This window comes from Variovorax sp. V93 (assembly GCF_041154485.1).
GTDB classification, from domain to species: Bacteria; Pseudomonadota; Gammaproteobacteria; order Burkholderiales; family Burkholderiaceae_C; genus Variovorax; species Variovorax beijingensis_A.
Genome location: NZ_AP028669.1, coordinates 4152111 through 4177938, shown reverse-complemented (window position 1 = coordinate 4177938; position 25828 = coordinate 4152111). Strand labels below are relative to the sequence as shown.

Genomic DNA, 25828 nt, shown 5'->3' with positions numbered 1-25828 from the left:
GAAGCGCGGAGGTTTCTGAATGACGCCCGACCTGATGGAAGCCGGCGCCGAGCGCGCCGCCCGCGCCAAGGGCGTGCACTACGCGGGCGGCAGCACCGAATCCGGCGGGCGTTCCGCGGACTTCGGCCGCATTGCAACGCCGGGTGAAGTGGACGTGACGCACGGCCGCATCCTCTACCTCGAGGACGTGAGCGTGAGCTTCGACGGCTTCAAGGCCATCAACAAGCTGTCGCTCGACATTGCGCCGGGCGAGCTGCGCTGCATCATCGGCCCGAACGGCGCAGGCAAGACGACGATGATGGACATCATCACCGGCAAGACGCGGCCCGACGAGGGCACGGTGTTCTTCGGCAGCACCATCGACCTGCTGCGCCATCGCGAGGCCGACATCGCCCAGCTGGGCATCGGGCGCAAGTTCCAGAAGCCGACGGTGTTCGAGCATCTCACGGTGTTCGAGAACCTCGAGCTCGCGCTCAAGACCAACAAGGGTGTGCGCGCCTCGATGCTGTTCAGGCTCGACTCGGCGCAGAGCGACCGGCTGGCCGAAGTGCTGCAGACCATCCACCTGGCCGACAGCGTGTCGCGCCTGGCCGGCAACCTGAGCCATGGCCAGAAGCAGTGGCTGGAGATCGGCATGCTGCTGATGCAGGACCCGAAGCTGCTGCTGCTCGACGAGCCCGTGGCCGGCATGACCGACGAGGAAACGGCGCGCACCGCCGAGCTGTTTCTCACGCTCAAGGGCAAGCACTCGCTGATGGTGGTGGAGCACGACATGAGCTTCATCCGCACCATTTCCGAGATCGTCACCGTGCTGTGCGACGGCTCCGTGCTGGCGCAGGGCACGCTGGACGAAGTGCAGGCCGATGAGCGCGTGATCGAGGTTTATCTTGGGCGTTGAGGCCATTGCCGTGGCCAGGACCGACGGCATCAACGTCACAGCCAGCGCCCGGCATGCGGCGCGGTGCGGGCGGCCCCTCTGTGCCGCCGAGGAGCGCAGTGTTTCGCGGATCAGGGCTCGCAGCTGTTTGAGCGAAGCGAGTTCTGCGAGACCCCGCGAAACGCGAGCACCGCAGGGGAGCCCGAAGGGCCGGCACAGTGGGGCCGCCCGCACCGTGCCGCGTGCCGGGCGCCTCCAACAAGGACAAAGGAAGGCGCCCACAAAATGCTGACAGTCAAGAACATCCACCAGTACTACGGCGGCTCCCATATCCTCAGAGACGTGAGCTTCGAGGCCACGCTAGGCAAGGTCACGGTATTGCTGGGCCGCAACGGCGTAGGCAAGACCACACTGCTCAAGTCGCTGATGGGCCTGGTCCCCATCAAGAGCGGCAGCATCGAGCTCGAAGGCAAGCCGATCCACAAAGCCACCCCTTATGAAAGGGCAAGGGCCGGCATCGGCTTCGTCCCGCAGGGCCGCGAAATCTTCGCCAGGCTCACGGTCGAAGAAAACCTGCGCATGGGCCTGGCCTACAAGAGCGGCAGCACGCCCATCCCGTCGGAACTGTTCGACCTGTTCCCCGTGCTCAAGCAGATGATCAACCGAAGAGGCGGCGACCTTTCCGGCGGGCAACAGCAACAGCTTGCCATTGCGCGCGCGCTGGCGCCCAAGCCCAAGCTGCTGATCCTCGACGAGCCCACCGAAGGCATCCAGCCCAGCATCATCAAGGACATCGGCCGCGTCATCCGCATGCTGGCCGACCGCGGCGACATGGCCATCGTGCTGTGCGAGCAGTACTACGACTTCGCGCAGGAACTGGCCGACGACTACCTCGTGATGGAGCGCGGGGAGGTCATCGCGCGCGGCCTCGGCAAGGACATGGAAGCGCAGGGCGTGCGCCAGCTCGTGGCCATCTGAGGCCCTGCAGTACCGGGCCTGCGGCAAATCCGTATCGGCAGAAATTCAGGGTTTACCCTAAAATCAGGCCTCTGCCCGCTGCCGCCGGGCACCTCCCAGGAGCCTGGCCTTGAACGCCTCCCCACCCGCGCTGGACAGCGCGGACACCGACATTTCCGTTGTTTCCCCCTCCGCACGGCCCGTGAATTTCCTGCGCGCCGTGCTCGCGCTCGGCGTCGGCGGCTTCGCCATCGGCACCGGCGAGTTCGTGATCATGGGCCTCTTGCCCGAAGTGGCGAAGGACATCGACGTCAGCATCCCCCAGGCCGGCCACGTCATCAGCGCCTATGCGCTCGGCGTCGTCATCGGTGCGCCGGTGCTCGCGGTGCTCGCGGCCGGCTGGCGCCGCCGCGCGCTGCTGATCGCGCTCATGGCCGTGTTCGCCGCCGGCAATTTCGCGAGCGCGATGGCGCCGGGCTACATGTCGCTCAACCTGCTGCGCTTTGCGACCGGGCTGCCGCACGGCACCTACTTCGGCGTGGCCGCACTGGTGGCCGCCACGCTCGCACCGCCCGGGCGCCGCGCACGCGCCGTGGGCCTCGTGATGCTGGGGCTCACCGGCGCCACGCTGGTGGGCGTGCCGATCGCGGCCTGGCTCGGCCAGCTGTTCGGCTGGCGCGCGGCCTTCGTGTTCGTCGGCCTCATCGCGCTGGCGGCGGTGGCGCTGCTGCGCCGCGACATCCCCGACCTGGCGCCGCCCGCGGGTGCCAGCCCCTGGCGCGAGCTCGGCGCGCTCAGGCGCAAGCAGGTGTGGTTCACGCTCGGCATCGGCGCCATCGGCTTCGGCGGCATGTTCTCGGTGTTCAGCTACATCAAGCCCACGCTCATCGAAGTGGCCGGCCTGCCGCTGGGCGGCGTGCCTTTCGTGCTCGCGCTGTTCGGGTTGGGCATGGTCACCGGCAACCTCGTCGGCTCGCGCCTGGCGGACAAGTCGCTGATGCGCACCATCGGCGGCCTGCTCGTCTATGCGGCGCTGGTGCTCGCGATGTTCTCGTTCGCGGCGCACCACGTGGTCACCGCGGCCATCAACGTGTTTCTCATCGGCACCACCGTGGCCATCGGCCCCGCGCTGCAGATCCGCCTGATGGACGTGGCCGGCGACGCGCAGACGCTCGCCGCCGCGCTCAACCACTCGGCCTTCAACATGGCCAATGCGCTGGGCGCCTGGCTCGGCGGCGCGGCCATTGCGGCCGGGCTGGGCTGGACCTCGACGGGGTGGGTCGGTGCGCTGCTCGCGCTCGCGGGGATGGGGGTGTTCGCCTGGGCGCTGATGAGCGCACGGGCGAGCGAAAGAGCCCACGCGCGGCCGAACGACGAGGTGGCCTGCGAGGGCTCCGCCGGCTAGCCGGTCCTTCTTCTTCTTCAGGCCTGCGCGGCCAGCGCCTGGTAGAGCTTCAGCGCCGTGCGCGCCGTCTGCTCGTCGCAGATCAGCACCGACAGCAGCCTGGCCTGCAGCACCGCGGCAATGATCGGTGCCTTGTTCTCGCCGCCCGAAGCAACGATCACCGTCGGAATGCGCGCCAGCTCCTCGAGCGAAGGCGCCACCACGCGCAGGTTCAGCGCATGCTTCACCGGCTTGCCGTGGCGGTCGAGGAACTGCCCGATGATGTCGCCCACCGCCTTGGCCTGCCGCAGCTCGGCCACCGGCACGTCCTTTGGCAGGCCGTAGCGCACCAGCAGCGAGCGCGTGCTCAGGTCGCCCACGCTCAGCAGCGCGACGTCGTTGGCCGCGATCTGGCCGAACGCTTCCTTGAAGACATCCTGCGAAACGATGGTGTCGCGCGACTTGGCGCTGCCTGCGTACAGGGGCGCGGCCAGGTAGCTGCATTGCGCGCCCAGCCGGGCGGCCAGTGCGCTGGCCGTTTCGAAGGTGTTGATCTCCAGGCCGCGCGTCAGGCCGCCCATCATCGAGTTGACGTGCACCTCGGGCCATTGGCCGGATGCGACGTGGCGGATGGCCTCGCGCAAGGTGGCGCCCCAGCCCACGCCCACGCCGCGCACGCGGTTCGTCTCGATGTGCTTCGATAGATATTCGCCGGCCGTGCGTCCCAGCAGCACGGGGATGAGCTCGGGGCTCTCGGGCGTCGGGATGATCGTTGCCTCGCGCAGGCCGCAGACGCTGCGCAGTTCTTCTTCCAGCCGCAGGCAGCTCTCGTGGCGCGAGTTGATCTTGATGCTGACCAGCCCGCTCTCGCGCGCCTCGCCCAGCAGGCGGTTCACGCGCAGCCGCGTCAGGCCGAGCTTCGTGGCGATGCCGTCCTGCGTCAGGCCTTCCATGTAGTAGAGCCAGGCCACGCGCACCGCCACCTGATCTTCCTCAGCCATCCGAATTCTCCGTGGTTGTCGTCGTTGATTCTGCGGCCGCGATGGTGGCACGAGCGCGCCGGACTACGGGTAGTCACGTGGTTGAAACAAATGTCTTTCAAACTATACACTTGTTCATCGACCGGAAAACGGCGTCCAGATTGCAGGAGACATGAGCGACTCGTCATCCCCGCTGAAGGCCGCGCTGCGCGATGCGGCGGTCACCAAAGAAGTCGTCATCGAGCACGCCGCAGTGCGCTTGCTGCCCGGGGTGCTGCAGCGCTGCGCGCCGGGCCGGCGCTGGATGCTGGTGGCCGACGAGAACACCTGGGATGTGGTGGGCGCTTCGGCGCAGGCCCTGCTCGAATCGCAGGGCGTGCCCTGCGCGGCGCCGCTGGTCTTTCCTGCGAAGCCTCGCCTGAAGCCGCGCGTGCAGCGCTCGGCGGCCATCGCGCAGCAGCTTTCCACGCAGGCGGCCACGCCTCTCGCGGTGGGCTCGGGCGTGGTCAGCGACCTGGTCAAGCATGCGGCCTCGCTCGCCGGCAAACCCTACGCGTGCCTTGCAACCGCCGCCTCCATGGATGGCTACGCGGCCTCGGGCGCCGCGCTGCTCGGCGAAGACGGCTTCAAGCGCACGCTCGCATGCCCGCCGCCCGTGGCGGTGCTGGCCGACCTCGACGTGCTGCGCGCCGCGCCGCCGCGCATGACGGCCTGGGGCTACGGCGACCTGGCCGGCAAGGCGGTGGCCGGCGCCGACTGGCTGCTGGCCGACGCGCTCGGCGTGGAGCCCATCAACCCGCGTCCCTATGCCCTGGTGCAGGACCATCTCGGCGATTGGCTCGGCGCGCCGCAGCGCCTGGCCGTGCATGAACCGCAGGCGCTGGCCGGCTTGCTGGCCGGCCTGCTGGTCAGCGGCTTTGCCATGCAGGCCCATGGCAACTCGCGTCCGGCGAGCGGCAGCGACCACCAGTTCTCGCACCTGTGGGAAATGGAGAACCTGCAGGTCGATGGCGAGCCCGCGGCGCATGGCGCCTGCGTGGGCGTCGGGTGCGTGGCCATGCTGGCGATGTACGAATGGCTCCTTGCGCAGCCCGAGGCCGCCATTGCGGCCGCCGCATCGCAGGCGCGCGACGGCCGGGACGAGGCCGCGCTGTCGCGCGAGATCGAGGCCGCCTTCGGCAACGAGGAATTCAGGGCCGCCGCACGCGGCGAAATGGATGCGAAGGCCGCGTCCGGCAGCCGCCGCGCACGCCTCGAACAGCTGGTGTGCGCCTGGCCCGCGCTGCGCGCGCAGCTGAAGCGCCAGCTGATCGGTGCGCGCGACATGCAGCAGCGCCTGGCCACCGTCGGCGGCGCGAGCCATTTCCGCGAGCTCGGCATCGGCGCCGCCAGGTTTGCCGCCGACCACCGCCGCGCACGCCTCATCCGGCGCCGCTACACGCTGCTCGACCTGCTCGACGACCTGGGCTGGCTCGACCGCGCGATCGCCGAGCAGTTCGCTCCCGGCGGCTTCTGGGCCGCATGAGCGCAAAGCAGATAGCGACATCGACACACACCCTACAGGAGAACGCGATGAAGATCCAACGACGCAGCACGCTGGCCATGCTGGCCCTTTCCTCCACGCTCTGGCTGGCCGGCGCCATGCCGGCCGCCGCGCAGCCGGTGCAGGTTCAGTGGTGGCATGCCATGGGCGGGGCGCTCGGCGAGCGGGTCGAAGAGCTGGTGAAGAACTTCAACGGCTCGCAGAACAAGTACGCGGTCACCGCCGTCTACAAGGGCAACTACGACGAGGTCATCAACGGCACCATCGCCGCCTACCGCGCCAAGCGCGCACCGGCGCTCGTGCAGATCTACGAGCGCGGCTTCATGACCATGCTGCTGTCGGACGCCACGATGCCGGTGCAGGACCTGCTCGACCAGCGCGGCTACAAGATCGACTGGGCCGATTTCGTGAAGCCGGTGGCCGGCTTCTACAGCTACAAGGGCAAGCTGATGACGATGCCCTTCAATTCGTCCTCGCCCATCCTCTGGTACAACAAGGCGCACTTCGAGAAGGCCGGTTTCGCCAAGCCGGCCGAGACCTGGCAGGAGCTGGAGAAGCAGCTCTATGCCATCAAGCAGAAGGGCATCTCGGCCTGCGGCTCGGTGCTCGCAGGCGACTACCACTGGAGCCTGCTCGAGAACTACAGCGCCATCAACGACCTGCCCTACGCCACCAAGGCCAACGGCTACCAGGGGCTGGACACCGAGTTCGTCTACAACAAGACCTCGGTCGTCTCGCAGGTCGCGCGCATCAAGAAATGGATCGACGACGACGTGATGCAGATCGCCGGCCAGGGCCTGAGCCCCGAGCAGCTCTTCACCTCGGGCAAGTGTTCCACCTACTTTGCCTCGACCGCCGCGCACAGCGGCATCGAGCGCGAATCCAAGATCGACTGGAGCGCCACCTACCTGCCGTGGGAAGAGGGCAAGCAGCCGAAGAACAGCACCATCGGCGGCGCCTCGCTGTGGGTCATGAAGGGCCAGAAGCCGGCCGAGTACGAGGCCGTGGCGGCCTTCCTCGCCTACATTGCCAAGCCCGAGACGCAGTTCTGGTGGGTCAAGGCCACGGGCTACGTGCCGCTGACCAACAAGGCCTACGAACTGGCCAGGTCGCAGGGCTACTACAAGGAGCACCCGACGCGCGAGATCGCGATCCTGCAGCTCACGCGCGGCACGCCCACGGCCAACTCCACCGGCTTTCACTTCGGCAACTTCACGCAGACCATGATGGCGCAGCGCGACGAGTTCCAGAACGTGGTGGCCGGCAAGAAAACGCCGCAGGCGGCCATGGACGATGCCGTCAAGCGCGGCAACGAGATCCTGCGGCAGTACGAGAAGCTCAACAAGGGCCGCTACTGAGCGGACGATATCCATGGCGGCAATGATCGAAGCGGGCCTGAAGCGCGCGCACTTCAAGGACGTGCGCCTGCCCGTGCTGCTGCTGTTGCCGCAGCTCGCGATCCTGCTGTTCTTCTTTTTCATTCCGTCGTTCCGCGCGCTCGGGCAGGCCTTCTTCCTGTCCGATCCGTTCGGCAACACGGTGCATTTCGTCGGCTTCGACAACTTTGCGCAGCTGCTGCAAAGCGACACCTACCACGAGTCGGGCCGGGTCACGGTGGTGTTCACCATCCTGCAGAACCTGCTGACCCTCGCGGTGGCACTGGTGCTGGCCTTCGCGAGCGACCGGGTGATCCGCGGCCGCGGCATCTACAAGGCGATCATCCTGCTGCCCTATGCCATTGCGCCGGTCATCGCGGGCATTCTCTGGGCCTTTCTCTTCAACCCCGCGGTGGGTCCGCTCGCGCAGCTGCTGCATGCGATCGGCCTGGCCTGGGATCCGAACCGCGTGGGCTCGGACGCGATGATCCTGGTCATCCTGGCCGCCTCGTGGAAGCATGTGTGCTACGACTACATCTTTCTGCTGGCCGGCCTGCTGGCGGTGCCTTCCTCGCTGCTGGAGGCGGCGGCGGTCGACGGCGCCGGGCCGCTTCGGCGCTTCTTCACCATCGGGCTGCCGCTGCTCATGCCCACGATGTTCTTCCTGGCCGTGATGAACTTCGTCTACGGCTTCTTCGAGATCTTTGCCATCGTCGATGCGGTCACGCAGGGCGGGCCGGCGGGCGCGACCAACGTGCTGGTGTTCAAGGTGTACGTCGACGGCTTCATCAACCTCGACCTCGGCTCGTCGGCGGCGCAGTCGGTCATCCTGATGGTCTTCGCGCTGCTGATGACCTTGCTGCAGTTCCGCTACGTGGAGCGGCGCGTGAGCTACGACGTATGACGCACCGGCCCGAGGATCCATCGCATGGTTGAACGCGCCCCCGTTCTCGACGGCATCTGCCACGCCATTCTTCTGGTGGGCGTGGCCTTTGTCTGCGTGCCGCTCTACCTGGCCTTCGTCGCAGGCTCGCTCACCATTGCCGAGGTGCAGCAGGTGCCGCTGCCGTGGCTGCCCGGCGACCAGTTCGTGCAGAACCTGCGCACCGCGTGGACGCAGGCCAACTTCGGCCGGCTGTTCTTCAATTCGTTCGTCGTGGCGGCGGGCATCACCGTGGGCAAGATCGCGGTGTCGCTGCTGTCGGCCTTTGCCATCACATACTTCCGCTTCCGTTTTCGCATGACGGCGTTCTGGCTCATCTTCGTGTCGCTGATGCTGCCGATCGAAGTGCGCATTTCGCCCACCTACGAATCGGTGGCGAACGCGGCGCTGCCGCTGCAGTGGGTGGTGGAGGCGCTGCACCTTTCGTCGGCATGGAACGCCGTCACGGGCCACACCATCGATATCCAGCTGCAGTGGAACATGGTGGACACCTACCCGGGCCTGATCCTGCCGCTGATCGCCTCGGCCTCGGCCACCTTCCTGTTCCGCCAGTTCTTTCTCACGGTGCCCGACGAGCTGTGCGAGGCGGCGCGGATCGACGGCGCCTCGCCGATGCACTTCTTCTGGACCATCCTGCTGCCGCTGTCGCGCTCCAACATTGCGGCGTTGGCGATCATTCTTTTTCTGTACGGCTGGAACCAGTATCTCTGGCCGCTGCTCTTCACCACCGACAAGGACATGGCCACCGCGGTGATCGGCCTCAAGCACCTGATTCCGCGCGCCGATTCGCAGCCGGCCTGGAACGTGGCCATGAGCGCCGCGCTCCTCACGATGCTGCCGCCCATCGTCGTGGTGGTGGCGCTGCAGCGCTCGTTCGTCAAGGGGCTGGTGGACAGCAGCAAATAAGCAAAGGATATTGCAGCCATGATCATCGTGGGACACCGCGGCGCGCGGAACCTCTGGCCCGAGAACAGCATGAGCGGTTTTCGCCGCCTCATTGCACTGGGTGCGGATGCGGTCGAGTTCGACGTGCAGGAAACGCGCGACGGCCAGGCCGTGGTCATTCACGATCCGCTGCTCGACCGCACCACCGAGGGCACGGGCGCGGTGCGCGGCCACGACGCCGCCCGGGTGCTGGCGACGCGCCTGCGCAAGGGACAGGGCGCGCCGGGGGAACAGCGAGGCGGCGAAGCCGGCGAATGCGTGCCCTCGCTGGCCGAAGTGCTCAAGCTCTTCGCGCCCACCCGCATGGAACTGCACGTCGAGATCAAGACCGACGCTGCCGGCGAGCTGCCGCCCGGCGCCATCGCGCGCACCGTGCAGGCGCTGCACGATGCGGGCGTGGCCGAACGCAGCATCCTGACCTGCTTCGTGCCCGAGGTGCTGGCGCAGGTGCTCGCCCACTGGCCGCGCGGGCGCGTGCTGGCCTCGCTCGACCATCGTTCGGCCGAGATGCTGGGCGGCATCACGCGGGCGCTGGCGCGCTACGCGGCGCTGCCGGGCTGCATCGTCGCGGTCGAGAAGAAGCTGCTGGCTGCCACCTGGCCGCAGTGCCTGGCCGCGCTTGGCAGCGAGCGGCTGGGTGCCTGGGTCGTCAACGAGCCCGATGAAATTGCACAATGGCTCACCATGCCCCTGCGCCAGATCACCACCGACCGACCCGACCTGGCGCTGGCCGCGCGCGCAAGAACATGAGGGTCTCGCGCCGCCGCCTGCTGCTCGGCGGAGTGGCCGCCGCCTCGCTCGGCCAGCCTTTCCTCTGTCTGAATGCGCAGCAGGCCTCGCGCGAGTTTCCGTTCACGCTGGGCGTGGCATCCGGCAGCCCCAGGCCCGATGGCATGGTGCTATGGACCCGGCTCGCGCCCGATCCGCTGCTGGGCGGCGGCATGGGCGAGGCCCCGGTCGACGTGCAGTGGGAAGTGGCACACGACGAGGGCTTCTCGCGCCTCGCCGCAAGGGGCAGGGCGACGGCCACTGCGGCGCTCGCGCATTCGGTGCACGTCGAAGTGCAGGGCCTCGCGCCCGGCCGCCCTTACTGGTATCGCTTCACGGCCCTTGGCGCGCGAAGCCCCGCCGGCCGCACCCGCACCGCGCCGGCCGAGGCCGATGCCGCGCCGCAGCCGCTGCGCTTCGCCTTCGCGTCATGCCAGCAGTACGAGCAGGGCTACTACGCGGCCTACCGCGACATGGCCATGCAGCCTTTCGACTTCGTCGTGCACCTGGGCGACTATATCTACGAAAGCTCCTGGGGCTCGCGCCACGTGCGCCACCACCAGGGCGGCATTCCCACGCAGCTCGGCGAGTTCCGCGACCGCTATGCGCTCTACAAGAGCGACCCGCACCTGCAGGCCGCGCACGCCGCGTTTCCCTGGCTCGTGACCTGGGACGATCACGAGGTGGCGAACGACTACACCGACGACGTCTCGCCGCGCAGCATCGATCCCGCGCAGTTCCTTGCGATCCGCGCCGCGGCCTACCAGGCGTGGTACGAGCACATGCCCGTGCCCGCCAGCATGCGGCCGGCCGGCGCCGCGGCCACCATCTACGGCCGCCATCGCTTCGGCCGCATGCTCGACGTGTTCCTGCTCGACGGGCGGCAGTACCGTTCGCACCACGCCTGCCTCGCGGGCCGCAGCGCCTCGCCGCTGGCCGACTGCGCCGACCGGCTGGCGCCGGAGCGCAGCTTCCTCGGCGCGAGGCAGGAGGCCTGGCTCGCGAACGAGCTCGCCGCGCCGCCCGCCCGCTGGACCGTGATCGCGCAGCCCACGCTGCTGGCCGAGGCCGACCGCAAGCGCGGCCCCGAGCACGGCTACTGGATGGACGGCTGGGACGGCTATGCCGCGTCGCGTGCACGCCTGCTCGACGGCCTGGCCGCGAACAAGGCGCGCGGCGGCGATGCGCTGGTCATCAGCGGCGACGTGCATGCCTTCTGGGCCGCCGACCTGCGCCGCGAGCCGCAGGGCCCGGCGGTGGCCACCGAATTCGTCGGCGGCGCCATCACATCCGAAGGGCCCAGCGCCGCCAACGTGGCCCACATGCTCGCCAAGAACGACCACCTGCGCTACGGCCGGGGCGACAAGCGCGGCTACGCGCAGATGGAGCTCGACGCGCGCGGCTGCACGGTCGAGTTCCGCGCCGTGGACGACGAAAAGGCCGCAGACGCCGCGGTCGCGCCGATGGCGCGCTTCGCGGTGGAGCGCGGCGCGCCCGGCGTGCATCTCGAAAGCACCTGAGCGCTGCAGCCTTGCGCTGCCGTGACTATGATGGCCGTCGCCCTTCAATCGCCTGGAGCGACACCCTCATGAGCATTCCGACCACCCGACTCGGCCGCACCGGCCTCACCGTCTCGCGCCTTGCGCTCGGCACCATGACCTTCGGCCTGCAGACCGACGAGGCCGTGTCGCACCAGATTCTCGACAAGGCCGCCGAGGGCGGCATCAACTTTCTCGATACCGCCGACGTGTACCCGCTCGGCGGTACCGTCGAAACCACGGGCCGCACCGAGGAGATCATCGGCCGCTGGCTGCAGAAGCAGGGCCCCGCGGGCCGCCGGCGCTTCGTGGTGGCCACCAAGGCGGTCGGCAAGGTCGGCCCCAACAGCTGGGACCAGGGTGCCTCGCGCAAGCACCTGCTCGACGCCATCGATGCCTCGCTCAAGCGGCTGCAGACCGACCATGTCGACCTGTACCAGCTGCACAGCGACGACCGCGAGACGCCGCTCGAAGAGAGCCTGGAGGCGCTCGACGTCATCGTCAAGTCAGGCCGCGCGCGCTACATCGGCGTGTCCAACTTCCTGGCCTACCGGCTGGCCCGCGCGCTCGGCAAGGCCGAGCTGCAAAAGCTCACGCGCTATGTGTCGGTGCAGCCGCGCTACAGCCTGCTGTTCCGCGAGATCGAACGCGAGCTGCTGCCGCTCGCGGGCGAAGAGGGCCTGGGCGTGATTCCCTACAACCCGCTGGCCGGCGGCCTGCTCACCGGCAAGTACAAGCCCGGTGCCGCGCCCGAGCAGAACACCCGTTTCACGCTCGGCACCGCCGGCGGCATGTACCAGGACCGCTACTGGAACGAGCGCAGCTTCAACACCGTGACGCAGCTGCACAAGCTCGCCGACGAAGCCGGCGTGCCGCTGGCCACGCTGGCGGTGGCCTGGGTCATGGCCAATCCGCTCATCACCGCGCCGCTGCTCGGCGCCAGCCGCCCCGAGCAGCTAGACGCCACGCTGGCCGCGGCCGACTACAAGCTGGACCCGGCGCTGAAGCAGAAGCTCGACGAGCTCACGGCCGAATACCGCAAGGGCGACGCGCCCAGGTAGGCAGCCAAGGAGTGACCCCCCCCCAACTCGCGCTGCCGCCATGGCACAGCTGATGTCGCTGCTGGTGCAGAACGCGATCGCGATCGTCTTCGCGGCGAGCTTTGCCGCGCGCCTCGGCTTGCCGGTGCCCGCGGCCGCGGTGCTGGTGGTGTCGGGTGCGCTGCTGGCGGCCGGCAATGTCTCGGTGGCTGGCGTGGTGCTGGCCGCGGTGCTGGCCAATGTGCTGGGCGACGGCGCCTGGTTCTATGCCGGGCGCCGCTTCGGCTACCGCTTCATGCGGCTGCTGTGCCGCATCTCGCTGTCGCCCGATTCATGCGTGCGGCGCGGCGAATCGCTGATCGGCCGGTGGGGCGGCCTCTCGCTGGTGGCCGCCAAGTTCGTGCCGGGCGTGTCGGTGGTGGCGCCGCCGATGGCCGGTGCGCTGGGTATGTCGGTGTGGCGCTTCATCGGCTTTGACATCGGCGCCGCGCTGGTCTGGACCGGCGTCTTCCTCGGGCTGGGCTGGGTTTTTCGCGACCAGATCCAGGAAGTGCTCGCCATGCTGGCCCAGGCCGGCGGCATCGCCACCCTGGCGCTGGTGGTGGTGCTGGCCGTGATGCTGGCGGTGCGCTACTGGCGCCGGCGGGCGTTCATGCGGCTCACCGGCATGCCGCGCATCAGCGTGGACGAACTGCACGAGCTGCTGGCCAGCGAGGCGCCGCCGCTGGTGATCGACGTGCGCGGTGAGGCCGGCGTGCAGGTCGATCCGCGCCGCATTCCCGGGGCGCTGCCATACACGCTCAAGGCGCTGCAGCAGCGGCATCCGGAACTGCCGCTGGTCGGCGGGCGCGACGTGGTCCTCTACTGCAACTGCCCCAATGAGGTGTCGGCCGCCCTGGCCGCACGCGTGCTGCTGGCGCGCGGTGCGCGGCGCGCGCTGCCGCTGACGGGCGGGCTCGATGCCTGGGTGGCCTCGGGCCGGCCGACGAGCCTGCACTGAGGCCTTCAGCGACGACCAGGAAACGGGGGGCTCAGTCCAGCCGGACCATCGGGCAGGACAGGACCATTCGGTCATCGCGGGGCGAATGGTGCCAGCCGGGCAGGGCGCGCTTCCGGTAGGCCTCGAGCGACGGGTAGCCCTGCACGCTCCAGCCGTAGGTGCTGATCTGCTCCGCCTCGATCACCTCGTAGCGGCACTGCCGGCTGCGCGCCGAGAGGCGAAAGACGATGCGTCCATGGTCCGCGGCAAGGTCTTTCTCCAGCACGCGGTAGCGCCTGGGCTTGCAGATGCTGAAGCTCGAATTCCATTCGATGGTTTGCGTTCGAACGTACAGCCCGCCCGAACATGCGCGGCCCGTTCCGCCGAACACCGCCGTGAACGGTGCGCCGGCAATGGTGGTGCCGGTGCCGGCCAAGGCAAGAAAGGCCAGCACGGCCACCCAGCGGTTGTGCATGCGATCTGCTCCCGTGTGTTGCGTCCCCCGTGCCCTTGCGATCTTAAGGTTCGCGGCCCCGCCCGGTGGTAGTCTTGCCTCCCGATGAACCTCCGCACCAAGATCGTCGCACTGGCCGTTGCACCGCTGCTGGTTGCACTGGTGCTGGTGGCCCTGGCGGTGCGCCACCAGGAGCATGACCTGGCGCAGCGCGAGCGCGCGCTGATCGAGAAAAGCTACATGGCCCAGCGGCGCAGCGAACTGCGCAGCTACGTCGACCTTGCCGTGAGCACCGTGCGGCCGCTGTACGACGCGGGCCAGGACGACGAGGAAACCCGCAGCGAGGCCCTGCGCCGCCTGGCCGCGCTCGACTACGGCGACGACGGCTACTTCTTCGTCTACGACATGCAGGGCCGCTCGCTCATGCATTCGCGCCAGCCCGATCTGGTGGGCCAGAACCTCTGGGACATGCGCGACTCCCGCGGGCGCTTCACCATCCAGGACCTGATCGCGGGCGCGCGTGCGGGCGGCGGCTATGTCGAATACGAATGGCGCAAACCCTCCAGCGAGCAGATGGCGCCCAAGCTCGGCTACGTGACGGCGCTGCCGCGCTGGAACTGGATGGTCGGCACCGGCCTGTACCTGGACGACATCGAGGCCACCATGCAGGCGCTCGACCGCCAGATGAGCGCCAACGTCACCACCACGCTGCTCTGGATTGCCGGCATCGCGGCGCTGTGCCTGGGCGTGGTGAGCGCCACCGGGCTGTTGCTCAATCTCAGCGAGCACCGCACGGCCGAGGCCAAGATGCGGCTGCTGGCGCGGCGCGTGGTGCAGTCGCAGGAAGAAGAGCGCGGCCACCTCGCGCGCGAGCTGCACGACGGCACCAGCCAGACGCTGGTGTCGGCCAAGCTGCTGATCGAATCCGCGGTGGACGCGCTCGACCGCGAGCGCCAGCCCGCGCCGCCCGCACTGAGCAAGGCGCTGCAAAGGCTCAACGATTCGCTGATCGAGGTGCGCCGCATCTCGCACCGCCTGCGGCCGGCCCTGCTCGACACGCTCGGCCTGCCGGCCGCGCTCGAGCGCCTGGGCGACGAATTCGCCGAAGACGGCGCGATCGATGCGTCGATCATGATCGAGGGCGAGGCCTTCGAGCTCTCGCAGGAAGCCAAGACCGCGCTCTTTCGCGTCACGCAGGAGGCGCTCACCAATGTGCGCAAGCATGCCCAGGCGCACCGCGTGCACATTGCGCTGGGCTTTTCCGACGAGGACGGCGTGCGGCTTGCGATCGGCGACGACGGCACCGGCTTCGACGTGGAGGCGATGCAGCTCGATGCGCGGCGCGGCATCGGCCTGCGCAACATGCGCGAGCGCATGGAGTCGATCGGCGGGCGCCTGGACGTGCAGTCGGGCGAAGGCGGAACCACCATCGTGGCCGAAGTGCCGGCGCGCAGCGCGAGGCCTGAACCGGCATGAAGAACGACGCCGCCCCGGTCCGCCTTTTCCTGGTCGACGACCATCCGCTGGTGCGCGACGGCCTGCGCGCGCGGCTCGGCGCCGTGGCCGGCCTGGAGATCGTCGGCGAGGCCGGCAGCGCGGCCGAGGCGCTGGCGCTCATCGAAACGCTCCAGCCCGACCTGCTGCTGATGGATGTGGGCATGAAGGACATGAACGGCATCGACCTGGCCGCGCTGGTGCTGCAGCGCCATCAGCCCGCGCCGCACGTGGTGATGCTCAGCATGTACGACAACCCCGAGTATGTGCAGAAGGCCCTGCAGGTAGGCGCGCGCGGCTATGTGCTGAAGGACGCGCCCGCGGCCGAGATCGTCGCCGCCATCGAGGCGGTGTCGGCCGGGGGCACCTTCCTGAGTCCGGCCGTGTCGAAGAAGCTGTTTCGCAACCAGGCGCCCAGGCCGCTGCTCACGCCGCGCGAGGGCGAGATCCTCACTGCGCTGGGCCGCGGCGAATCGAGCAAGCAGATCGCGCGCGACCTCGGCCTGAGCGTTCGCACGGTCGAGGCGCACCGGCAGAGCATCAAAAGGCGGCTCGGCATCGAGGGGCAGGCCGAACTCATCAAGTATGCGGTGGAGCATGCGCGGGAGTTCGGGCAGGGCTGAGTTGCGCTGCCTTGCCAAAATTCCTGTCCCGATCAACCACACCTGTCCAGGCCCGATTCGCATGCCCGACCTTCCCCACAGCCCCGCCGCCGACCGCAACAAGCAGCCCATCCTCGAGGTGCTGACCGGCATCCTCGGCGAGCACGGCAGCGCGCTCGAGATCGCATCCGGCACCGGCCAGCACGCCGCCTGGTTCGCCGCCGCAATGCCCGGGTGGACCTGGCAGCCCACCGACGCAGACGCGCGCATGCTCCCTGCGCTCGCAAGCCGCGTCGCGCAGGCCGCGCTGCCCAATCTCCGTGCGCCGCTGCTGCTCGACGTGATGGCGCCTCGATGGCCGTCGAAAGGCGCCGCGTTTGCTCGAGGAGAAGAAGAAAAGTTCGATGCGATCTATTGCGCCAACATGCTGCACATCGCGCCCTGGGCCGCGTGCGCCGCGTTGATGCAAGGCGCTGCGCGGCATCTGCTTGCCGATGGATTGCTGATCACCTACGGCCCCTACTTCGAAGAGGAAGGCACACCGGCGCCGAGCAACCTGGCGTTCGACGAAGACCTGCGCGCGCGCAATCCCGAATGGGGCATACGGCGCCTGGAGCAGGTGGTGGCCGAGGCGAACCGCCAAGGGCTTGCGCTGCGCGAGCGGCATGCGATGCCCGCGAACAACCTGCTGCTGGTCTTCGGCTTCTAGGCTCAGCGCACGCGGGGCACCGCGGTGGTCAGCAGTGCCAGCGCCTTGTTCAGCGTCGAGCCCGCGAAGCGCTCTCCCTTCGAATGCCCGATCCGCACCACGACGAGATCGTGCGATGGAATCACCAGCACGAACTGGCCGCCGGCGCCGAGCATGTAGTAGGCCGACGCCGGCACCGCCAGCGAGTTCATTCCGTTGATCCAGAAGAAGCCGCCGTAGATCGGGCGCTTGTCCGCGGCCCAGGCGGGTGCCACGCTGCTCACGAAGTTGACGAAGCCCTCGGGAAGAATGCGCTCGCCGTTCCACACGCCGTCCTGCAGATAGAGATTGCCGAGGCGCGCCCAGTCGCGTGCCGACATGAAGTCGTAGCCCTGCGTGAGAAAGTTGCCGTAGGGGTCGGTCTCGATCACCATCGAGCGGATGCCGATCTTGTCGAAGAGCGCGCGCTGCGGAAACGAAAGATATTCCTCGCCGCGCTTTTCCACCGCGAGGCGGACCAGGTAGTTGGCCAGCACGGGATCGGTGTTGCGGTAGCGGCCCACGGCGCCGGGCGGCCATTGCTGCGGCCGGGTGGCGGCGTAGTTGAAGGCGTTGATGCGGCCCGTGTAGTAGTAGACGTGATCGGGGTAGGTGCCGTTGGGGTCGAAGTCCGGATCGTCCGGCGCCTTGATGCGCAGGCCGCTCGACATCTGCAGGATGTCGGAGATCTTGATCTGCTGGCGCGCATCGCCGGCGCCTTGCCATTCGGGAATGGGCGCCGGCTGGTCGAGCTTGTACACGCCCTGCTTGATGAGCACTCCCATCATCGTCGCCACGACGCTCTTGCCCATCGACCACGATTCGAGCGGCGTGGCCGGCCCGATGCCGTTCATGTAGCGCTCGGCGACGATGCGGCCCTTGTGCGTGACCACGAAGGCCGATGTGTAGGCCTCCGGCACGCCGAACGCGGCATCGACGGCCTGGTTCACCTTGGCCGTGTCGACTTCGGCCGGCGGCGGGTCGCCCGGCAGCACGTCGCCCATCGGCCATGGCTGGGTCGCGGGATCGGGCAGCGCGCTCCTGACTTCGACGGGCGTGAAGAGAACGTCGTCCCGGCCGGCCGGCAGCGTGACGCAGCCCTGCGAACCGAAGTGGCGCGCCACCAGCGTCGGGCCGTTGGGAATCGAGATGCGAACCTCTTTCTTCACGCGGTCGACCACGGGCTTGCCGACGTTCTTGCGCTGCTCGTACGGCCCCACGAAATAGCCCAGGCTTTCGGCGGCGACCTCGGGGTCGATGCCGGTGATGAACACGGCGGAGCACATCGTCTTGGCATAGCCGGAGGTGTGGTGCTCCAGCACGTTGCCGGGCGGCGGCACGTAGGGCGTGTTGAGTTCGAGGGCCCGCGCACGGGCAATGAGCGCCTCGCGTTCCGGCAACTGCGCCGTGGTGGTGGGCGGCGCGGACGTCAATGGAACGCCGATCCCTCCGCCACCTCCACCCCCGCCGCCACCGCAGGACGCCAACGCGGTTGCCAGGCCGACGGCCGCGGCGGTTGTGGCGAGGAAACGGCGGATCGAGCAGCTCATGGGCGGTCCTTGGGGTGCGCGGTTTGCGGGGTGCAGACGGCAGCGCCGGCGGCATTCTGGGGGAAGACCCTGCAGCCGCCTAGCTCTTTTCGAGCGAGGCACAAGCCGTGTAGCTCCAAGGTTCTCACCCTTTGATCCGACGGCCGAGGAGTTCCAGCATCGTGCTTGCCTGCAGAACGCGGCAATAGTTCACGGTCAGAGGAAAGAGCCTGTTTGGACGTAGCCTTTTTGGTGGCTGGCGGCATAAGCTTGAGCCGATAAGATGCAGCGGACTCGCGGTAGTCGATAGTCAGTTCGCTGCACCGGGCTAGATAAGCACAGGAAGGAAAAAAGATGCCGCTCCCAGAAATGGCAAAGCCGATATCGTTCGCGGCGATATGGAAAAACTACCCGAGTGATGACCCTTGCGTGAACCCTCGCACGGGAAAGAAGGCGTATGACGACCAATGCGCGATACGGGTCGGCATTGCGTTGGAAAAGTCGGGTGTCAGTTTCAAGACATTTCCCGGCCCACGTTGCGAATTTGGCCCTTCCGGAAACGGAATGGTGCTCCGCGCGACCGAATTGGCCAACTGGCTGATGCGTCGCCCATTCGCTGGCTGTCCAGATGCCGAAACACACCAGGGAAAAAGCTTCGACAAGAGTCTTTCCGGTCGCACAGGCATCATATATTTCGAGGACTACTGGTTGCGTACCGCTGAGGCAAAGTTTCCCACTGGAGATCACATCGACCTGTGGGATCGGAATCGACTGACGCCGTCGTGGACGACGTTCCTTCGCTTCTCCCTCGGCATTGATACCTTTCGATCACCGTGGAGCAGCAACGGATACCTCTACTCTGATCTGCACGCGTCGCGTCGCGTGGTCTTCTGGCCGATCAGCTGATGAAGCGTCCGATCTTCACTCTGTGCGGGGCTTTGCTCGGCGTCGCCTTGTTTCTGGGCCTGCCAATCCTCTTTTCACTCGCGTTTCCAGGTACGGGGATTGGGCGTCACGGCGAGGATGAAGCCGCTCGAATGCTGCGCGTGTATGTCCTCATGGGCGGTGCGGCCTCTGCCGTGTTGGGTGGTTGGGTCGGCGGCGTCGCCGCGGCGAGTCCACGTCGGGCGCTTGGAATGCTGGCTGCCATTGCAGCCGCCAGCATTGTCTTTGGCATCGTTCCGATTCAATTACCGATGAAGCCCGAGAACGCGATGGCCGTTGGAATTGGGGCCTGGACCATCGTCAGTGCAGGTCTCGCAGCGTGGGTCGCACGCAAGAAGAGCAAAACCACTGCGTAGTGCCCACGCTTCAAGATGCTGGCGCATTGGCGCCACCTCCCTGGTGTGCCAGCTAGCGGCACATGTCGTACCCGCCGGTCTCCAGATGGAAGTGGTCGCTGTGCGCGGCGTTGTAGTCGGGGCCCAGCACCCCGTTGAAGAAACGGCAGGCGCCGCGGTGCGCATCGCGCAGCAGCAGCGCCGCCGGATCGTCCGTACTCGCGGCGCTGCTGCGGGGCCAGGCTTGCAGCACCGTGATGCGGCGGCCGTCGGCCAGCGTCAGGCCCGCCACATCCAGCGCATCGGCCGTGGCGTGCCGGCTGCGCGAAGCACCGGGCACGGCGCCTTCGCCGCGGTTCACGTTGCGGCAGGCATAGCTGCCAAGGTGCTCGATGGCCGCCACCGGCTGGCCGAAGCGCTGCCTGGCGGCCGGCTGCAGCGCGTGGTGCTCCCACATGAAGAAGGACAGCGCCATCGGGCAGCTCAGCGAAGGCGCCGTGCCCAGGCGCACGCCGGCGGAGCGCAGCCTCACGGCGTTCTTGAAGCCGCAGCCGGGGCCGGTGACGCGGTCGGGCAGCAGGTCGTACTGCATGCCGGTCTGCGCCAGCGCCGCAAGGCAGCGCGCGGGCTCGCGGCGGGCCCGCTCGAGCTTGAAGCCGGTCAGCCAGTTGGGCGGCGCCGCCACGTCGAGCGGCGCCCACGGATTGAAGCGCTCGGGAATCTCGACGATGCCGGTTGCGACGGCCCATGCGCCCACGGCCAGCACGGCGCACGCCGCGGCCGTGACAAGCAGTCCGCGCCTGCGGCGCGAAGGCGCGGGCTCTGCCGGACGCTCCGGAGGATCCAGGGCCATGGTCCCGATCCTCAGGGCTGCGCGGCGATGAGCGGATCGAGTTCGGCGCGCACGCGCCGGATCGCCACTTCATGCCGCAGCGTCTGCGCACCGCGTCCATAGGTCATGGCCTTGCGGATCAGGCGCAGCTGCTCGCGCTGCAGCTGCGTCTTCAGCCGCCTGGCCCGCAGGCCGAAGGTCCAGCCCATCTGCCTGCGGATCCGGTAGCGCTGCAGGGGTGCGCCCAGGCGGATCCATTCGTCGTCGCGGATCAGCTCGCGCTCCGGCACGAAGTAGGCGGCCAGCGCATGCAGGTAGGCGCCGTTCTCGCGCGCGGCAACGCGCCAGAAGAGCCCCGCCGCAACCAGCGCGGGAATGCCCTTGACGGCGAGCAGCACGGCCATGTCGCCGTAGCCGCCGTCGAAAAGGTCTTCGAGCCACGGCGAGTTCCAGATGAAATGCATCGCCCACGCGAGCGCAAAGCACAGCACGGCGCAGGCGATCCTCGCGGCCATCGAGCGCTCCGGATGCAGCAGGAACCAGGCGACGCCGAAGGACGCGATGGTCGTGTAGGCCGCGTGGCTCCACAGCCCGCTCAGCAGCCCGCGCGTCAGCAGGTTGATGAGTACCGGGGACACCTGGTTCTCGAGCGGAAAGTGCATCGAGGCGTTGACGGTGTAGCTGAGGTTCTCGACCACCTGGAAACCCAGGCCTGCCATGGCGCCGACGATCAGCACCGACAGGTAGGTCTGGAACTGGTTGCGCGCCACCAGCACCAGCAGGATGACGCCGGCGATCTTCAGGAACTCCTCGGTGATCGGGCCCGCGACGGCCGCCCCCCAGAGCGCCGCGAAATCCGGCGACACCAGCTTGGCGCACAGGCTCTGGATGGCGATGTTCGCCGGCGCGGCAAAGTAGACGGCGCCGAGCCCGCCCCACGCAAAGGCCAGCACGAAAGCTTCCGGCGGATGCTGCTCGAGCAGGTCGAGCGTGCGAAAGACCAGGAGAAAAAGCAGCGTGTAGATGCCCCACACCAGGATGCCCAGCAGGGCCGTGACGGGGACGACACGGAAACCCATCGAGAACATGTTGACGGTGTAGAACAGGCCATTGACGATCAGCGCCGCCAGCAGCCAGAAGGCCGCGCGCTGCGGCTGGAAGAACGAATCGGTGCCGATCGGCCATTCGCCGCGGTCCTGCTGGCCTTCGAAGGCGGGCGGGCTCACTGCGGTGCCTCCAGGTCCATGGATTCCAGCATGCTGCGGGCCTCGGCCATTGCCTCGTTCAGGCCCTCGCTGGCGCCGTAGCAATCGATCTGCACGAGCGACTGGCGCCGGAGGTCGACCACCTGCCAGAAGCGGCCAGCCAGCTTCGATCCGTAGTAGGCAAAGGTCTTGCCCTGCAGGCCCCACGAGGTGACGAAGTCGGACACGTCGCCATCGATGTTCAGGCGCTGGCCGCGCTCCATGAGCCTTTGCTGCCGCATCAGCGGTCCGTCGGGTCCGCCGGCCCACGCACGCGTGGTCACCAGGAACTTGTGGCCGCCCTTGAACAGCATCAGCGACTGGCCGGCCCTGGAGCGCGACACGTCCATTTCCCATCCGCTGGCGGGAACGAACCTGGCATGGCCGACGGCCACCGTTTCCCCCGTGGGCAGCGGCCGGCTGCCGGGCGTGCGGCGGTCCCAGAAGCTCAGGCCGCCTACGTAGGCGGCAATGGCAAGCAGCACCGCAAGCGCGCCTGGCCAGGTGCGGTACGGTATGCGGCGGGAGGGCTCGGGCATGCGGCGATCGTGCCATACGATGGCCGGTGCCGGCCCTCTGCGCTTTGCATTGATTCGATGCATGGCTATCCTCCACGGTCATTGCAAATGAAGCACCTTCAGACATGAAAAAGTCGGACGCGAGTAGCCCGGACCAGCCGGCATCGGCGCTCATCTCGAAAAGAATCGCCGAGCTCGGCGGCTGGCGCGGCGAAACGCTGGGCCGCATGCGCAAGCTCATCCAGCAGGCAGACCCGGAGGTCGTCGAGGAGTGGAAGTGGATGGGCACGCCGGTGTGGTCGCACGGCGGCATCATCTGCACGGGCGAGTCCTACAAGGACAAGGTGAAGCTCACCTTCGCCAAGGGCGCGTCGCTGCCTGACCCGGCCGGCCTTTTCAATTCGAGCCTGGACGGCAACATGCGCCGTGCGATCGACATCTTCGAAGGCGAGCAAGTCGACGCGGCCGCTTTCAAGGCGCTCGTGCAGCAGGCGGTCGCGCTCAACGGTGCCGGCAAGACGAAGCCTGCGAAGAAGACAGCCAAGTCCTGAAGGAGCCGCATGTCCGATGCATCCGCCCCCACGCCGCGCCCCCGCATGCCGCTTCTGCTTCTTCGGCTGCTTCCGATCGGCGCCTGCCTGCTGGTGCTGGGCTGCGCAGGCCCGCGGGTGCCAGAGTCCGCGGCCGCCTACGGACCTCCCGTGCTGACGGCCGAGCAGTCGAGCAACGTCGCGATCCATGCGCTGGGCCTGGTCGGCACGCCGTACCGCTATGGCGGCAACACGCCGGAGGGCGGCTTCGATTGCAGCGGCCTCATCGGCTACGTGTACAGAAGCAGCGCGGGCCAGGCCACGCCGCGCACCGTGGCGCGCATGGCCGGCTTCGGCCGTCCCGTGCCCACGTCCGAACTGCGCTCGGGCGACCTGGTGCTCTTCGGCGCCGCCACGCCTTCGCACGCGGGCATCTACGTGGGGGCCGGGCAGTTCGTGCATGCGCCCTCGACCGGCGGCGAGGTGCGGCTCGACCGGCTGGACGGCATCTACTGGTCGCGCCAGCCGATGCAGGCGCGACGGCTCTAGCGCTTGAAAAGCGCCACTCAATCCAACTCAACGGATCAGCGGAGCCATGGGCCTACAGGGATGCCTGCCTTGGGGCGGCCTGATCGGTGTGGCATGCTGTGCCGGTGTCACCGAACCTCGGAGAGGTCCCCATGAAAAAACTCATCGTCCTGGCCATTCTGGGCCTTGCCACCACGCTCCCGGCCCTTGCGCAGCGCGATCCCGATTCGTACGAGAACGACCGCCGCTATTGCGCCAGCGGCCGCTCCGGCGTCGACTTCAACACCTGCATGTGGCGCATCCAGCGCGACCGCGAGGAGCGCTATGAGCGCCGCGAGCAGCGCGCCTACGAACGCGAGCAGCGGCGCGAATACGAACGCCGCGAGCGCTGGGCCGAACAGCCGCCGCCGCCGGTCTACCGCCAGTGGGACGGCCCGCCGCCCGGCGAGCAGCCCCGGCTCAGCGACATGCAGCAGCGCGCGCTGGACAACTGCAACCTGCTGGCGCCGCGCGACCAGCCCCGCTGCCGCGCGACGGTGATGTCGACCGTGCGATAGGGCCGCAGCGTCAACCGGCGCTGAGGGTTTTCCATTACGCAAAGCCACGCACGCGGGCCGCGCGGTCCGACGGATGCGCCCGCGCGCGCCTGCGGCAAAACTCCCGGGTTCATTCCCAGGAGACATTCCCATGCACAGCATCCGCCGCCATCTGGTGTGGCTCGTCGTGGCCGTGGCCGGCGCATTCGCGCTGGGCACCGTGGCCCTCACGCGCGGTGAAAGCGTCAACGCCCTGTGGGTGGTGACCGCCGCGGTCTGCACCTACCTGATCGCCTACCGCTACTACAGCCTGTTCATCGCCGAGAAGGTGCTGGGGCTGGACGGCAACCGCAAGACGCCGGCGCACCGCCACAACGACGGCCTCGACTACGTGCCGACCGACAAGAACGTGCTGTTCGGCCACCACTTCGCGGCCATTGCGGGCGCCGGTCCGCTGGTGGGCCCGGTGCTCGCCGCGCAGATGGGCTACCTGCCCGGGCTGCTGTGGGTGCTGGCGGGCGTGGTGTTCGCGGGCGCGGTGCAGGACTTCATCATTCTCTTCATCTCCACGCGGCGCGACGGCCGCTCGCTCGGCGACCTCGTCAAGCAGGAGATGGGCACGGTGCCCGGCATGATCGCGCTGTTCGGCACCTTCATGATCATGATCATCATCCTCGCGGTGCTGGCGCTGATCGTGGTGAAGGCGCTGGCCGAATCGCCGTGGGGCACCTTCACGGTGGCGGCGACCATTCCGGTGGCGCTCTTCATGGGCGTGTACCTGCGCTTCATCCGGCCGGGGCGTATCGGCGAGGTCTCGCTGATCGGCTTCGTGCTGCTGATGCTCGCCATCTTCGGCGGCCAGGCCGTGAGCCAGGACCCCGCATGGGCGCCGCTCTTCACCTTCGACGGCAAGGCGCTCACCTGGATGCTGGTGGGCTACGGCTTCATCGCCGCCAGCCTGCCGGTATGGCTGCTGCTGGCGCCGCGCGACTACCTGTCGACCTTCCTGAAGATCGGCACCATCATCGCGCTGGCGCTGGGCATCGTGTTCGTCATGCCCACGCTGCAGATGCCTGCGCTCACGCAGTTCGCGAACGGCAACGGGCCGGTGTGGTCGGGCAGCATGTTCCCGTTCCTGTTCATCACCATCGCCTGCGGTGCGGTGTCGGGCTTCCATGCGCTGATCTCGTCAGGCACCACGCCCAAGATGCTCGACAACGAGCGCCATGCGCGCTTCATCGGCTATGGCGGCATGCTGGCCGAATCCTTCGTGGCGGTGATGGCGCTGGTGGCCGCCTCGTGCATCGAGCCCGGCATCTACTTTGCAATGAACAGCCCGGCCGCGCTGGTGGGCAGCACCGCCCAGCAGGCGGCGCAGACCATCTCGAGCTGGGGCTTCGTGGTCACGCCCGAGATGCTGATGCAAACCGCGAAGGACGTGGGCGAAAGCACCATCCTCGGCCGCGCAGGCGGTGCGCCGACGCTCGCCGTGGGCATGGCCCACATCCTCCACCAGGTGATCGGCGGGCAGGCCATGATGGCCTTCTGGTACCACTTCGCGATCCTGTTCGAGGCGCTCTTCATCCTCACGGCCGTGGACGCCGGCACCCGCGCCGGCCGCTTCATGCTGCAGGACCTGCTGGGCAGCTTCGTGCCCGCGCTCAAGCGCACCGATTCGCTGCCGGCCAACCTGTTTGCCACGGCGCTGTGCGTGGCGGCCTGGGGCTACTTCCTCTACCAGGGCGTGGTCGATCCGCTCGGCGGCATCAACACGCTGTGGCCGCTCTTTGGCATCTCCAACCAGATGCTGGCCGCGGTGGCGCTGCTGCTGGGCGTGGTGGTGCTGTTCCGCATGAAGCGCGAGCGCTATGCCTGGGTGGCGATTGCGCCGGCCGCATGGCTGCTGGCCTGCACGCTCACGGCCGGCTGGCAGAAGATCTTCTCGCCCGATCCGAAGATCGGCTTCCTCTCGCACGCGGCCAGGTACGTCGACGGGCTCGCCAACGGCGTGCTGGTGGCGCCGGCCAAGACGCCCGAAGCCATGTCGCGCATCATCTTCAACGACCGGCTCGACGCCGCACTCTGCGCGCTCTTCATGTTCGTGGTGCTGAGCGTGCTGGTGTACAGCGTGAAGGCCTGCCTCGCGGCGCGCGCAGCCCACCGCCCGACCGCGCAGGAGACGCCGTTCGAGCCGCTCGCCACGTCGGCGGCACGCTGAGCGACA

The 25828-nt window shown here is 68.2% G+C and carries 26 protein-coding genes; 20 read left to right on the top strand and 6 right to left on the bottom strand.

Annotation, left to right across the window (positions count from 1 at the left end; genetic code table 11):
- Window positions 1-19: 19 nt before the first annotated feature.
- The 3 genes from urtD (at window position 20) to ACAM54_RS19715 (ending at window position 3239) form a co-directional block, all read left to right on the top strand.
- Window positions 20-898, top strand: coding sequence for an urea ABC transporter ATP-binding protein UrtD (gene urtD / locus ACAM54_RS19725; RefSeq protein ID WP_145745513.1), 879 nt, complete (start codon window positions 20-22; stop codon window positions 896-898).
- Window positions 899-1162: 264 nt separating this feature from the next.
- Window positions 1163-1855 (top strand): urea ABC transporter ATP-binding subunit UrtE, encoded by a 693-nt coding sequence (urtE, locus tag ACAM54_RS19720; RefSeq protein ID WP_021008684.1) that lies wholly within the window; start codon window positions 1163-1165, stop codon window positions 1853-1855.
- Window positions 1856-1964: 109 nt separating this feature from the next.
- Window positions 1965-3239: an MFS transporter gene (locus tag ACAM54_RS19715; protein ID WP_369648696.1), complete on the top strand. Its 1275-nt coding sequence runs from the start codon at window positions 1965-1967 to the stop codon at window positions 3237-3239.
- 17 nt (window positions 3240-3256) lie between these two features.
- On the opposite strand, the gene ACAM54_RS19710 is transcribed toward ACAM54_RS19715, so the two are convergent.
- Entirely contained in the window at window positions 3257-4219 is a 963-nt protein-coding gene (locus ACAM54_RS19710) for a sugar-binding transcriptional regulator (protein WP_369648695.1), read from the bottom strand.
- Window positions 4220-4370: 151 nt separating this feature from the next.
- On the opposite strand from ACAM54_RS19710, the gene ACAM54_RS19705 reads away from it, so the two are divergent.
- The 8 genes from ACAM54_RS19705 (at window position 4371) to ACAM54_RS19670 (ending at window position 13351) form a co-directional block, all read left to right on the top strand.
- Window positions 4371-5723, top strand: coding sequence for an iron-containing alcohol dehydrogenase (locus ACAM54_RS19705; RefSeq protein WP_369648694.1), 1353 nt, complete (start codon window positions 4371-4373; stop codon window positions 5721-5723).
- A gap of 47 nt (window positions 5724-5770) precedes the next feature.
- The gene (locus tag ACAM54_RS19700; RefSeq protein ID WP_369648693.1) at window positions 5771-7099 is read left to right on the top strand and encodes an extracellular solute-binding protein; all 1329 of its coding nucleotides are present in this window, start codon (window positions 5771-5773) and stop codon (window positions 7097-7099) included.
- Between the two features lie 13 nt (window positions 7100-7112).
- Window positions 7113-8021: an ABC transporter permease subunit gene (locus tag ACAM54_RS19695; RefSeq protein WP_369648692.1), complete on the top strand. Its 909-nt coding sequence runs from the start codon at window positions 7113-7115 to the stop codon at window positions 8019-8021.
- 24 nt (window positions 8022-8045) lie between these two features.
- The gene (locus ACAM54_RS19690) at window positions 8046-8966 is read left to right on the top strand and encodes an ABC transporter permease subunit (RefSeq protein WP_369648691.1); all 921 of its coding nucleotides are present in this window, start codon (window positions 8046-8048) and stop codon (window positions 8964-8966) included.
- A gap of 18 nt (window positions 8967-8984) precedes the next feature.
- On the top strand, window positions 8985-9755 hold the full coding sequence (locus ACAM54_RS19685) for a glycerophosphodiester phosphodiesterase family protein (RefSeq protein WP_369648690.1): 771 nt from the start codon (window positions 8985-8987) through the stop codon (window positions 9753-9755).
- On the top strand, window positions 9752-11293 hold the full coding sequence (locus ACAM54_RS19680) for an alkaline phosphatase (protein WP_369648689.1): 1542 nt from the start codon (window positions 9752-9754) through the stop codon (window positions 11291-11293). The genes ACAM54_RS19685 and ACAM54_RS19680 overlap by 4 nt, the downstream gene beginning before the upstream one ends.
- 68 nt (window positions 11294-11361) lie before the next feature.
- Window positions 11362-12372, top strand: coding sequence for an aldo/keto reductase (locus ACAM54_RS19675; protein ID WP_369648688.1), 1011 nt, complete (start codon window positions 11362-11364; stop codon window positions 12370-12372).
- 40 nt (window positions 12373-12412) lie between these two features.
- Window positions 12413-13351, top strand: coding sequence for a VTT domain-containing protein (locus ACAM54_RS19670; protein ID WP_145745491.1), 939 nt, complete (start codon window positions 12413-12415; stop codon window positions 13349-13351).
- A 31-nt stretch (window positions 13352-13382) separates the two neighbouring features.
- Here the strand turns inward: ACAM54_RS19670 and ACAM54_RS19665 are convergent, their stop codons facing one another.
- On the bottom strand, window positions 13383-13805 hold the full coding sequence (locus tag ACAM54_RS19665) for a hypothetical protein (RefSeq protein ID WP_369648687.1): 423 nt from the start codon (window positions 13803-13805) through the stop codon (window positions 13383-13385).
- Between the two features lie 84 nt (window positions 13806-13889).
- Here ACAM54_RS19665 and ACAM54_RS19660 point away from each other — a divergent pair, with 84 nt between their 5' ends.
- The 3 genes from ACAM54_RS19660 to ACAM54_RS19650 all read left to right on the top strand — a co-directional run bounded on the left by ACAM54_RS19660 (window position 13890) and on the right by ACAM54_RS19650 (window position 16589).
- Complete coding sequence (locus tag ACAM54_RS19660) at window positions 13890-15260, top strand: cache domain-containing protein (RefSeq protein WP_369648686.1); 1371 nt, start codon at window positions 13890-13892, stop codon at window positions 15258-15260.
- On the top strand, window positions 15257-15901 hold the full coding sequence (locus ACAM54_RS19655) for a response regulator (protein ID WP_369648685.1): 645 nt from the start codon (window positions 15257-15259) through the stop codon (window positions 15899-15901). The genes ACAM54_RS19660 and ACAM54_RS19655 overlap by 4 nt, the downstream gene beginning before the upstream one ends.
- A gap of 61 nt (window positions 15902-15962) precedes the next feature.
- On the top strand, window positions 15963-16589 hold the full coding sequence (locus ACAM54_RS19650) for a DUF938 domain-containing protein (protein ID WP_369648684.1): 627 nt from the start codon (window positions 15963-15965) through the stop codon (window positions 16587-16589).
- Window positions 16590-16591: 2 nt separating this feature from the next.
- Here ACAM54_RS19650 and ACAM54_RS19645 read toward each other — a convergent pair whose 3' ends face one another.
- On the bottom strand, window positions 16592-18157 hold the full coding sequence (locus tag ACAM54_RS19645) for a serine hydrolase (RefSeq protein ID WP_192322563.1): 1566 nt from the start codon (window positions 18155-18157) through the stop codon (window positions 16592-16594).
- Between the two features lie 333 nt (window positions 18158-18490).
- On the opposite strand from ACAM54_RS19645, the gene ACAM54_RS19640 reads away from it, so the two are divergent.
- Entirely contained in the window at window positions 18491-19042 is a 552-nt protein-coding gene (locus ACAM54_RS19640; protein WP_145745481.1) for a type VI secretion system amidase effector protein Tae4, read from the top strand.
- Entirely contained in the window at window positions 19042-19437 is a 396-nt protein-coding gene (locus tag ACAM54_RS19635) for a hypothetical protein (RefSeq protein ID WP_145745479.1), read from the top strand. Before ACAM54_RS19640 ends, ACAM54_RS19635 begins: the two co-directional genes overlap by 1 nt.
- A 52-nt stretch (window positions 19438-19489) precedes the next feature.
- Here the strand turns inward: ACAM54_RS19635 and ACAM54_RS19630 are convergent, their stop codons facing one another.
- The 3 genes from ACAM54_RS19630 to ACAM54_RS19620 are packed head-to-tail and all read right to left on the bottom strand — an operon-like array spanning window position 19490 to window position 22031.
- Window positions 19490-20269: an extensin family protein gene (locus ACAM54_RS19630; protein WP_192322564.1), complete on the bottom strand. Its 780-nt coding sequence runs from the start codon at window positions 20267-20269 to the stop codon at window positions 19490-19492.
- An 11-nt stretch (window positions 20270-20280) separates the two neighbouring features.
- The gene (locus ACAM54_RS19625; RefSeq protein ID WP_369648683.1) at window positions 20281-21474 is read right to left on the bottom strand and encodes a PrsW family intramembrane metalloprotease; all 1194 of its coding nucleotides are present in this window, start codon (window positions 21472-21474) and stop codon (window positions 20281-20283) included.
- Complete coding sequence (locus ACAM54_RS19620; RefSeq protein WP_209536163.1) at window positions 21471-22031, bottom strand: hypothetical protein; 561 nt, start codon at window positions 22029-22031, stop codon at window positions 21471-21473. The genes ACAM54_RS19625 and ACAM54_RS19620 overlap by 4 nt, the downstream gene beginning before the upstream one ends.
- A 104-nt stretch (window positions 22032-22135) precedes the next feature.
- Here ACAM54_RS19620 and ACAM54_RS19615 point away from each other — a divergent pair, with 104 nt between their 5' ends.
- The 4 genes from ACAM54_RS19615 to ACAM54_RS19600 all read left to right on the top strand — a co-directional run bounded on the left by ACAM54_RS19615 (window position 22136) and on the right by ACAM54_RS19600 (window position 25822).
- Window positions 22136-22561, top strand: coding sequence for a DUF1801 domain-containing protein (locus ACAM54_RS19615; RefSeq protein ID WP_145745472.1), 426 nt, complete (start codon window positions 22136-22138; stop codon window positions 22559-22561).
- Window positions 22562-22570: 9 nt separating this feature from the next.
- Window positions 22571-23089, top strand: a complete 519-nt coding sequence (locus ACAM54_RS19610; protein ID WP_369648682.1) for a C40 family peptidase — start codon at window positions 22571-22573, stop codon at window positions 23087-23089.
- Between the two features lie 131 nt (window positions 23090-23220).
- A complete protein-coding gene (locus tag ACAM54_RS19605) occupies window positions 23221-23625 on the top strand; it encodes a hypothetical protein (protein WP_369648681.1) in 405 nt (134 codons plus the stop codon).
- 130 nt (window positions 23626-23755) lie between these two features.
- Window positions 23756-25822: a carbon starvation CstA family protein gene (locus ACAM54_RS19600; RefSeq protein ID WP_369648680.1), complete on the top strand. Its 2067-nt coding sequence runs from the start codon at window positions 23756-23758 to the stop codon at window positions 25820-25822.
- Window positions 25823-25828 lie beyond the last annotated feature (6 nt).

Coding starts and splice junctions, on each gene's coding strand:
- ACAM54_RS19710 (WP_369648695.1), bottom strand. CDS start 4,219: ATGGCTGAGGAAGATCAGGTGGCGGTGCGCGTGGCCTGGCTCTACTAC.
- ACAM54_RS19695 (WP_369648692.1), top strand. CDS start 7,113: ATGGCGGCAATGATCGAAGCGGGCCTGAAGCGCGCGCACTTCAAGGAC.
- ACAM54_RS19675 (WP_369648688.1), top strand. CDS start 11,362: ATGAGCATTCCGACCACCCGACTCGGCCGCACCGGCCTCACCGTCTCG.
- ACAM54_RS19630 (WP_192322564.1), bottom strand. CDS start 20,269: ATGGCCCTGGATCCTCCGGAGCGTCCGGCAGAGCCCGCGCCTTCGCGC.
- ACAM54_RS19655 (WP_369648685.1), top strand. CDS start 15,257: ATGAAGAACGACGCCGCCCCGGTCCGCCTTTTCCTGGTCGACGACCAT.
- ACAM54_RS19700 (WP_369648693.1), top strand. CDS start 5,771: ATGAAGATCCAACGACGCAGCACGCTGGCCATGCTGGCCCTTTCCTCC.
- urtE (WP_021008684.1), top strand. CDS start 1,163: ATGCTGACAGTCAAGAACATCCACCAGTACTACGGCGGCTCCCATATC.
- ACAM54_RS19615 (WP_145745472.1), top strand. CDS start 22,136: ATGAAAAAGTCGGACGCGAGTAGCCCGGACCAGCCGGCATCGGCGCTC.
- ACAM54_RS19650 (WP_369648684.1), top strand. CDS start 15,963: ATGCCCGACCTTCCCCACAGCCCCGCCGCCGACCGCAACAAGCAGCCC.
- ACAM54_RS19640 (WP_145745481.1), top strand. CDS start 18,491: ATGCCGCTCCCAGAAATGGCAAAGCCGATATCGTTCGCGGCGATATGG.
- ACAM54_RS19605 (WP_369648681.1), top strand. CDS start 23,221: ATGAAAAAACTCATCGTCCTGGCCATTCTGGGCCTTGCCACCACGCTC.
- ACAM54_RS19670 (WP_145745491.1), top strand. CDS start 12,413: ATGGCACAGCTGATGTCGCTGCTGGTGCAGAACGCGATCGCGATCGTC.
- ACAM54_RS19660 (WP_369648686.1), top strand. CDS start 13,890: ATGAACCTCCGCACCAAGATCGTCGCACTGGCCGTTGCACCGCTGCTG.
- ACAM54_RS19665 (WP_369648687.1), bottom strand. CDS start 13,805: ATGCACAACCGCTGGGTGGCCGTGCTGGCCTTTCTTGCCTTGGCCGGC.
- ACAM54_RS19620 (WP_209536163.1), bottom strand. CDS start 22,031: ATGCCCGAGCCCTCCCGCCGCATACCGTACCGCACCTGGCCAGGCGCG.
- ACAM54_RS19635 (WP_145745479.1), top strand. CDS start 19,042: ATGAAGCGTCCGATCTTCACTCTGTGCGGGGCTTTGCTCGGCGTCGCC.
- ACAM54_RS19600 (WP_369648680.1), top strand. CDS start 23,756: ATGCACAGCATCCGCCGCCATCTGGTGTGGCTCGTCGTGGCCGTGGCC.
- ACAM54_RS19705 (WP_369648694.1), top strand. CDS start 4,371: ATGAGCGACTCGTCATCCCCGCTGAAGGCCGCGCTGCGCGATGCGGCG.
- ACAM54_RS19610 (WP_369648682.1), top strand. CDS start 22,571: ATGTCCGATGCATCCGCCCCCACGCCGCGCCCCCGCATGCCGCTTCTG.
- ACAM54_RS19645 (WP_192322563.1), bottom strand. CDS start 18,157: ATGAGCTGCTCGATCCGCCGTTTCCTCGCCACAACCGCCGCGGCCGTC.
- ACAM54_RS19690 (WP_369648691.1), top strand. CDS start 8,046: ATGGTTGAACGCGCCCCCGTTCTCGACGGCATCTGCCACGCCATTCTT.
- ACAM54_RS19685 (WP_369648690.1), top strand. CDS start 8,985: ATGATCATCGTGGGACACCGCGGCGCGCGGAACCTCTGGCCCGAGAAC.
- urtD (WP_145745513.1), top strand. CDS start 20: ATGACGCCCGACCTGATGGAAGCCGGCGCCGAGCGCGCCGCCCGCGCC.
- ACAM54_RS19680 (WP_369648689.1), top strand. CDS start 9,752: ATGAGGGTCTCGCGCCGCCGCCTGCTGCTCGGCGGAGTGGCCGCCGCC.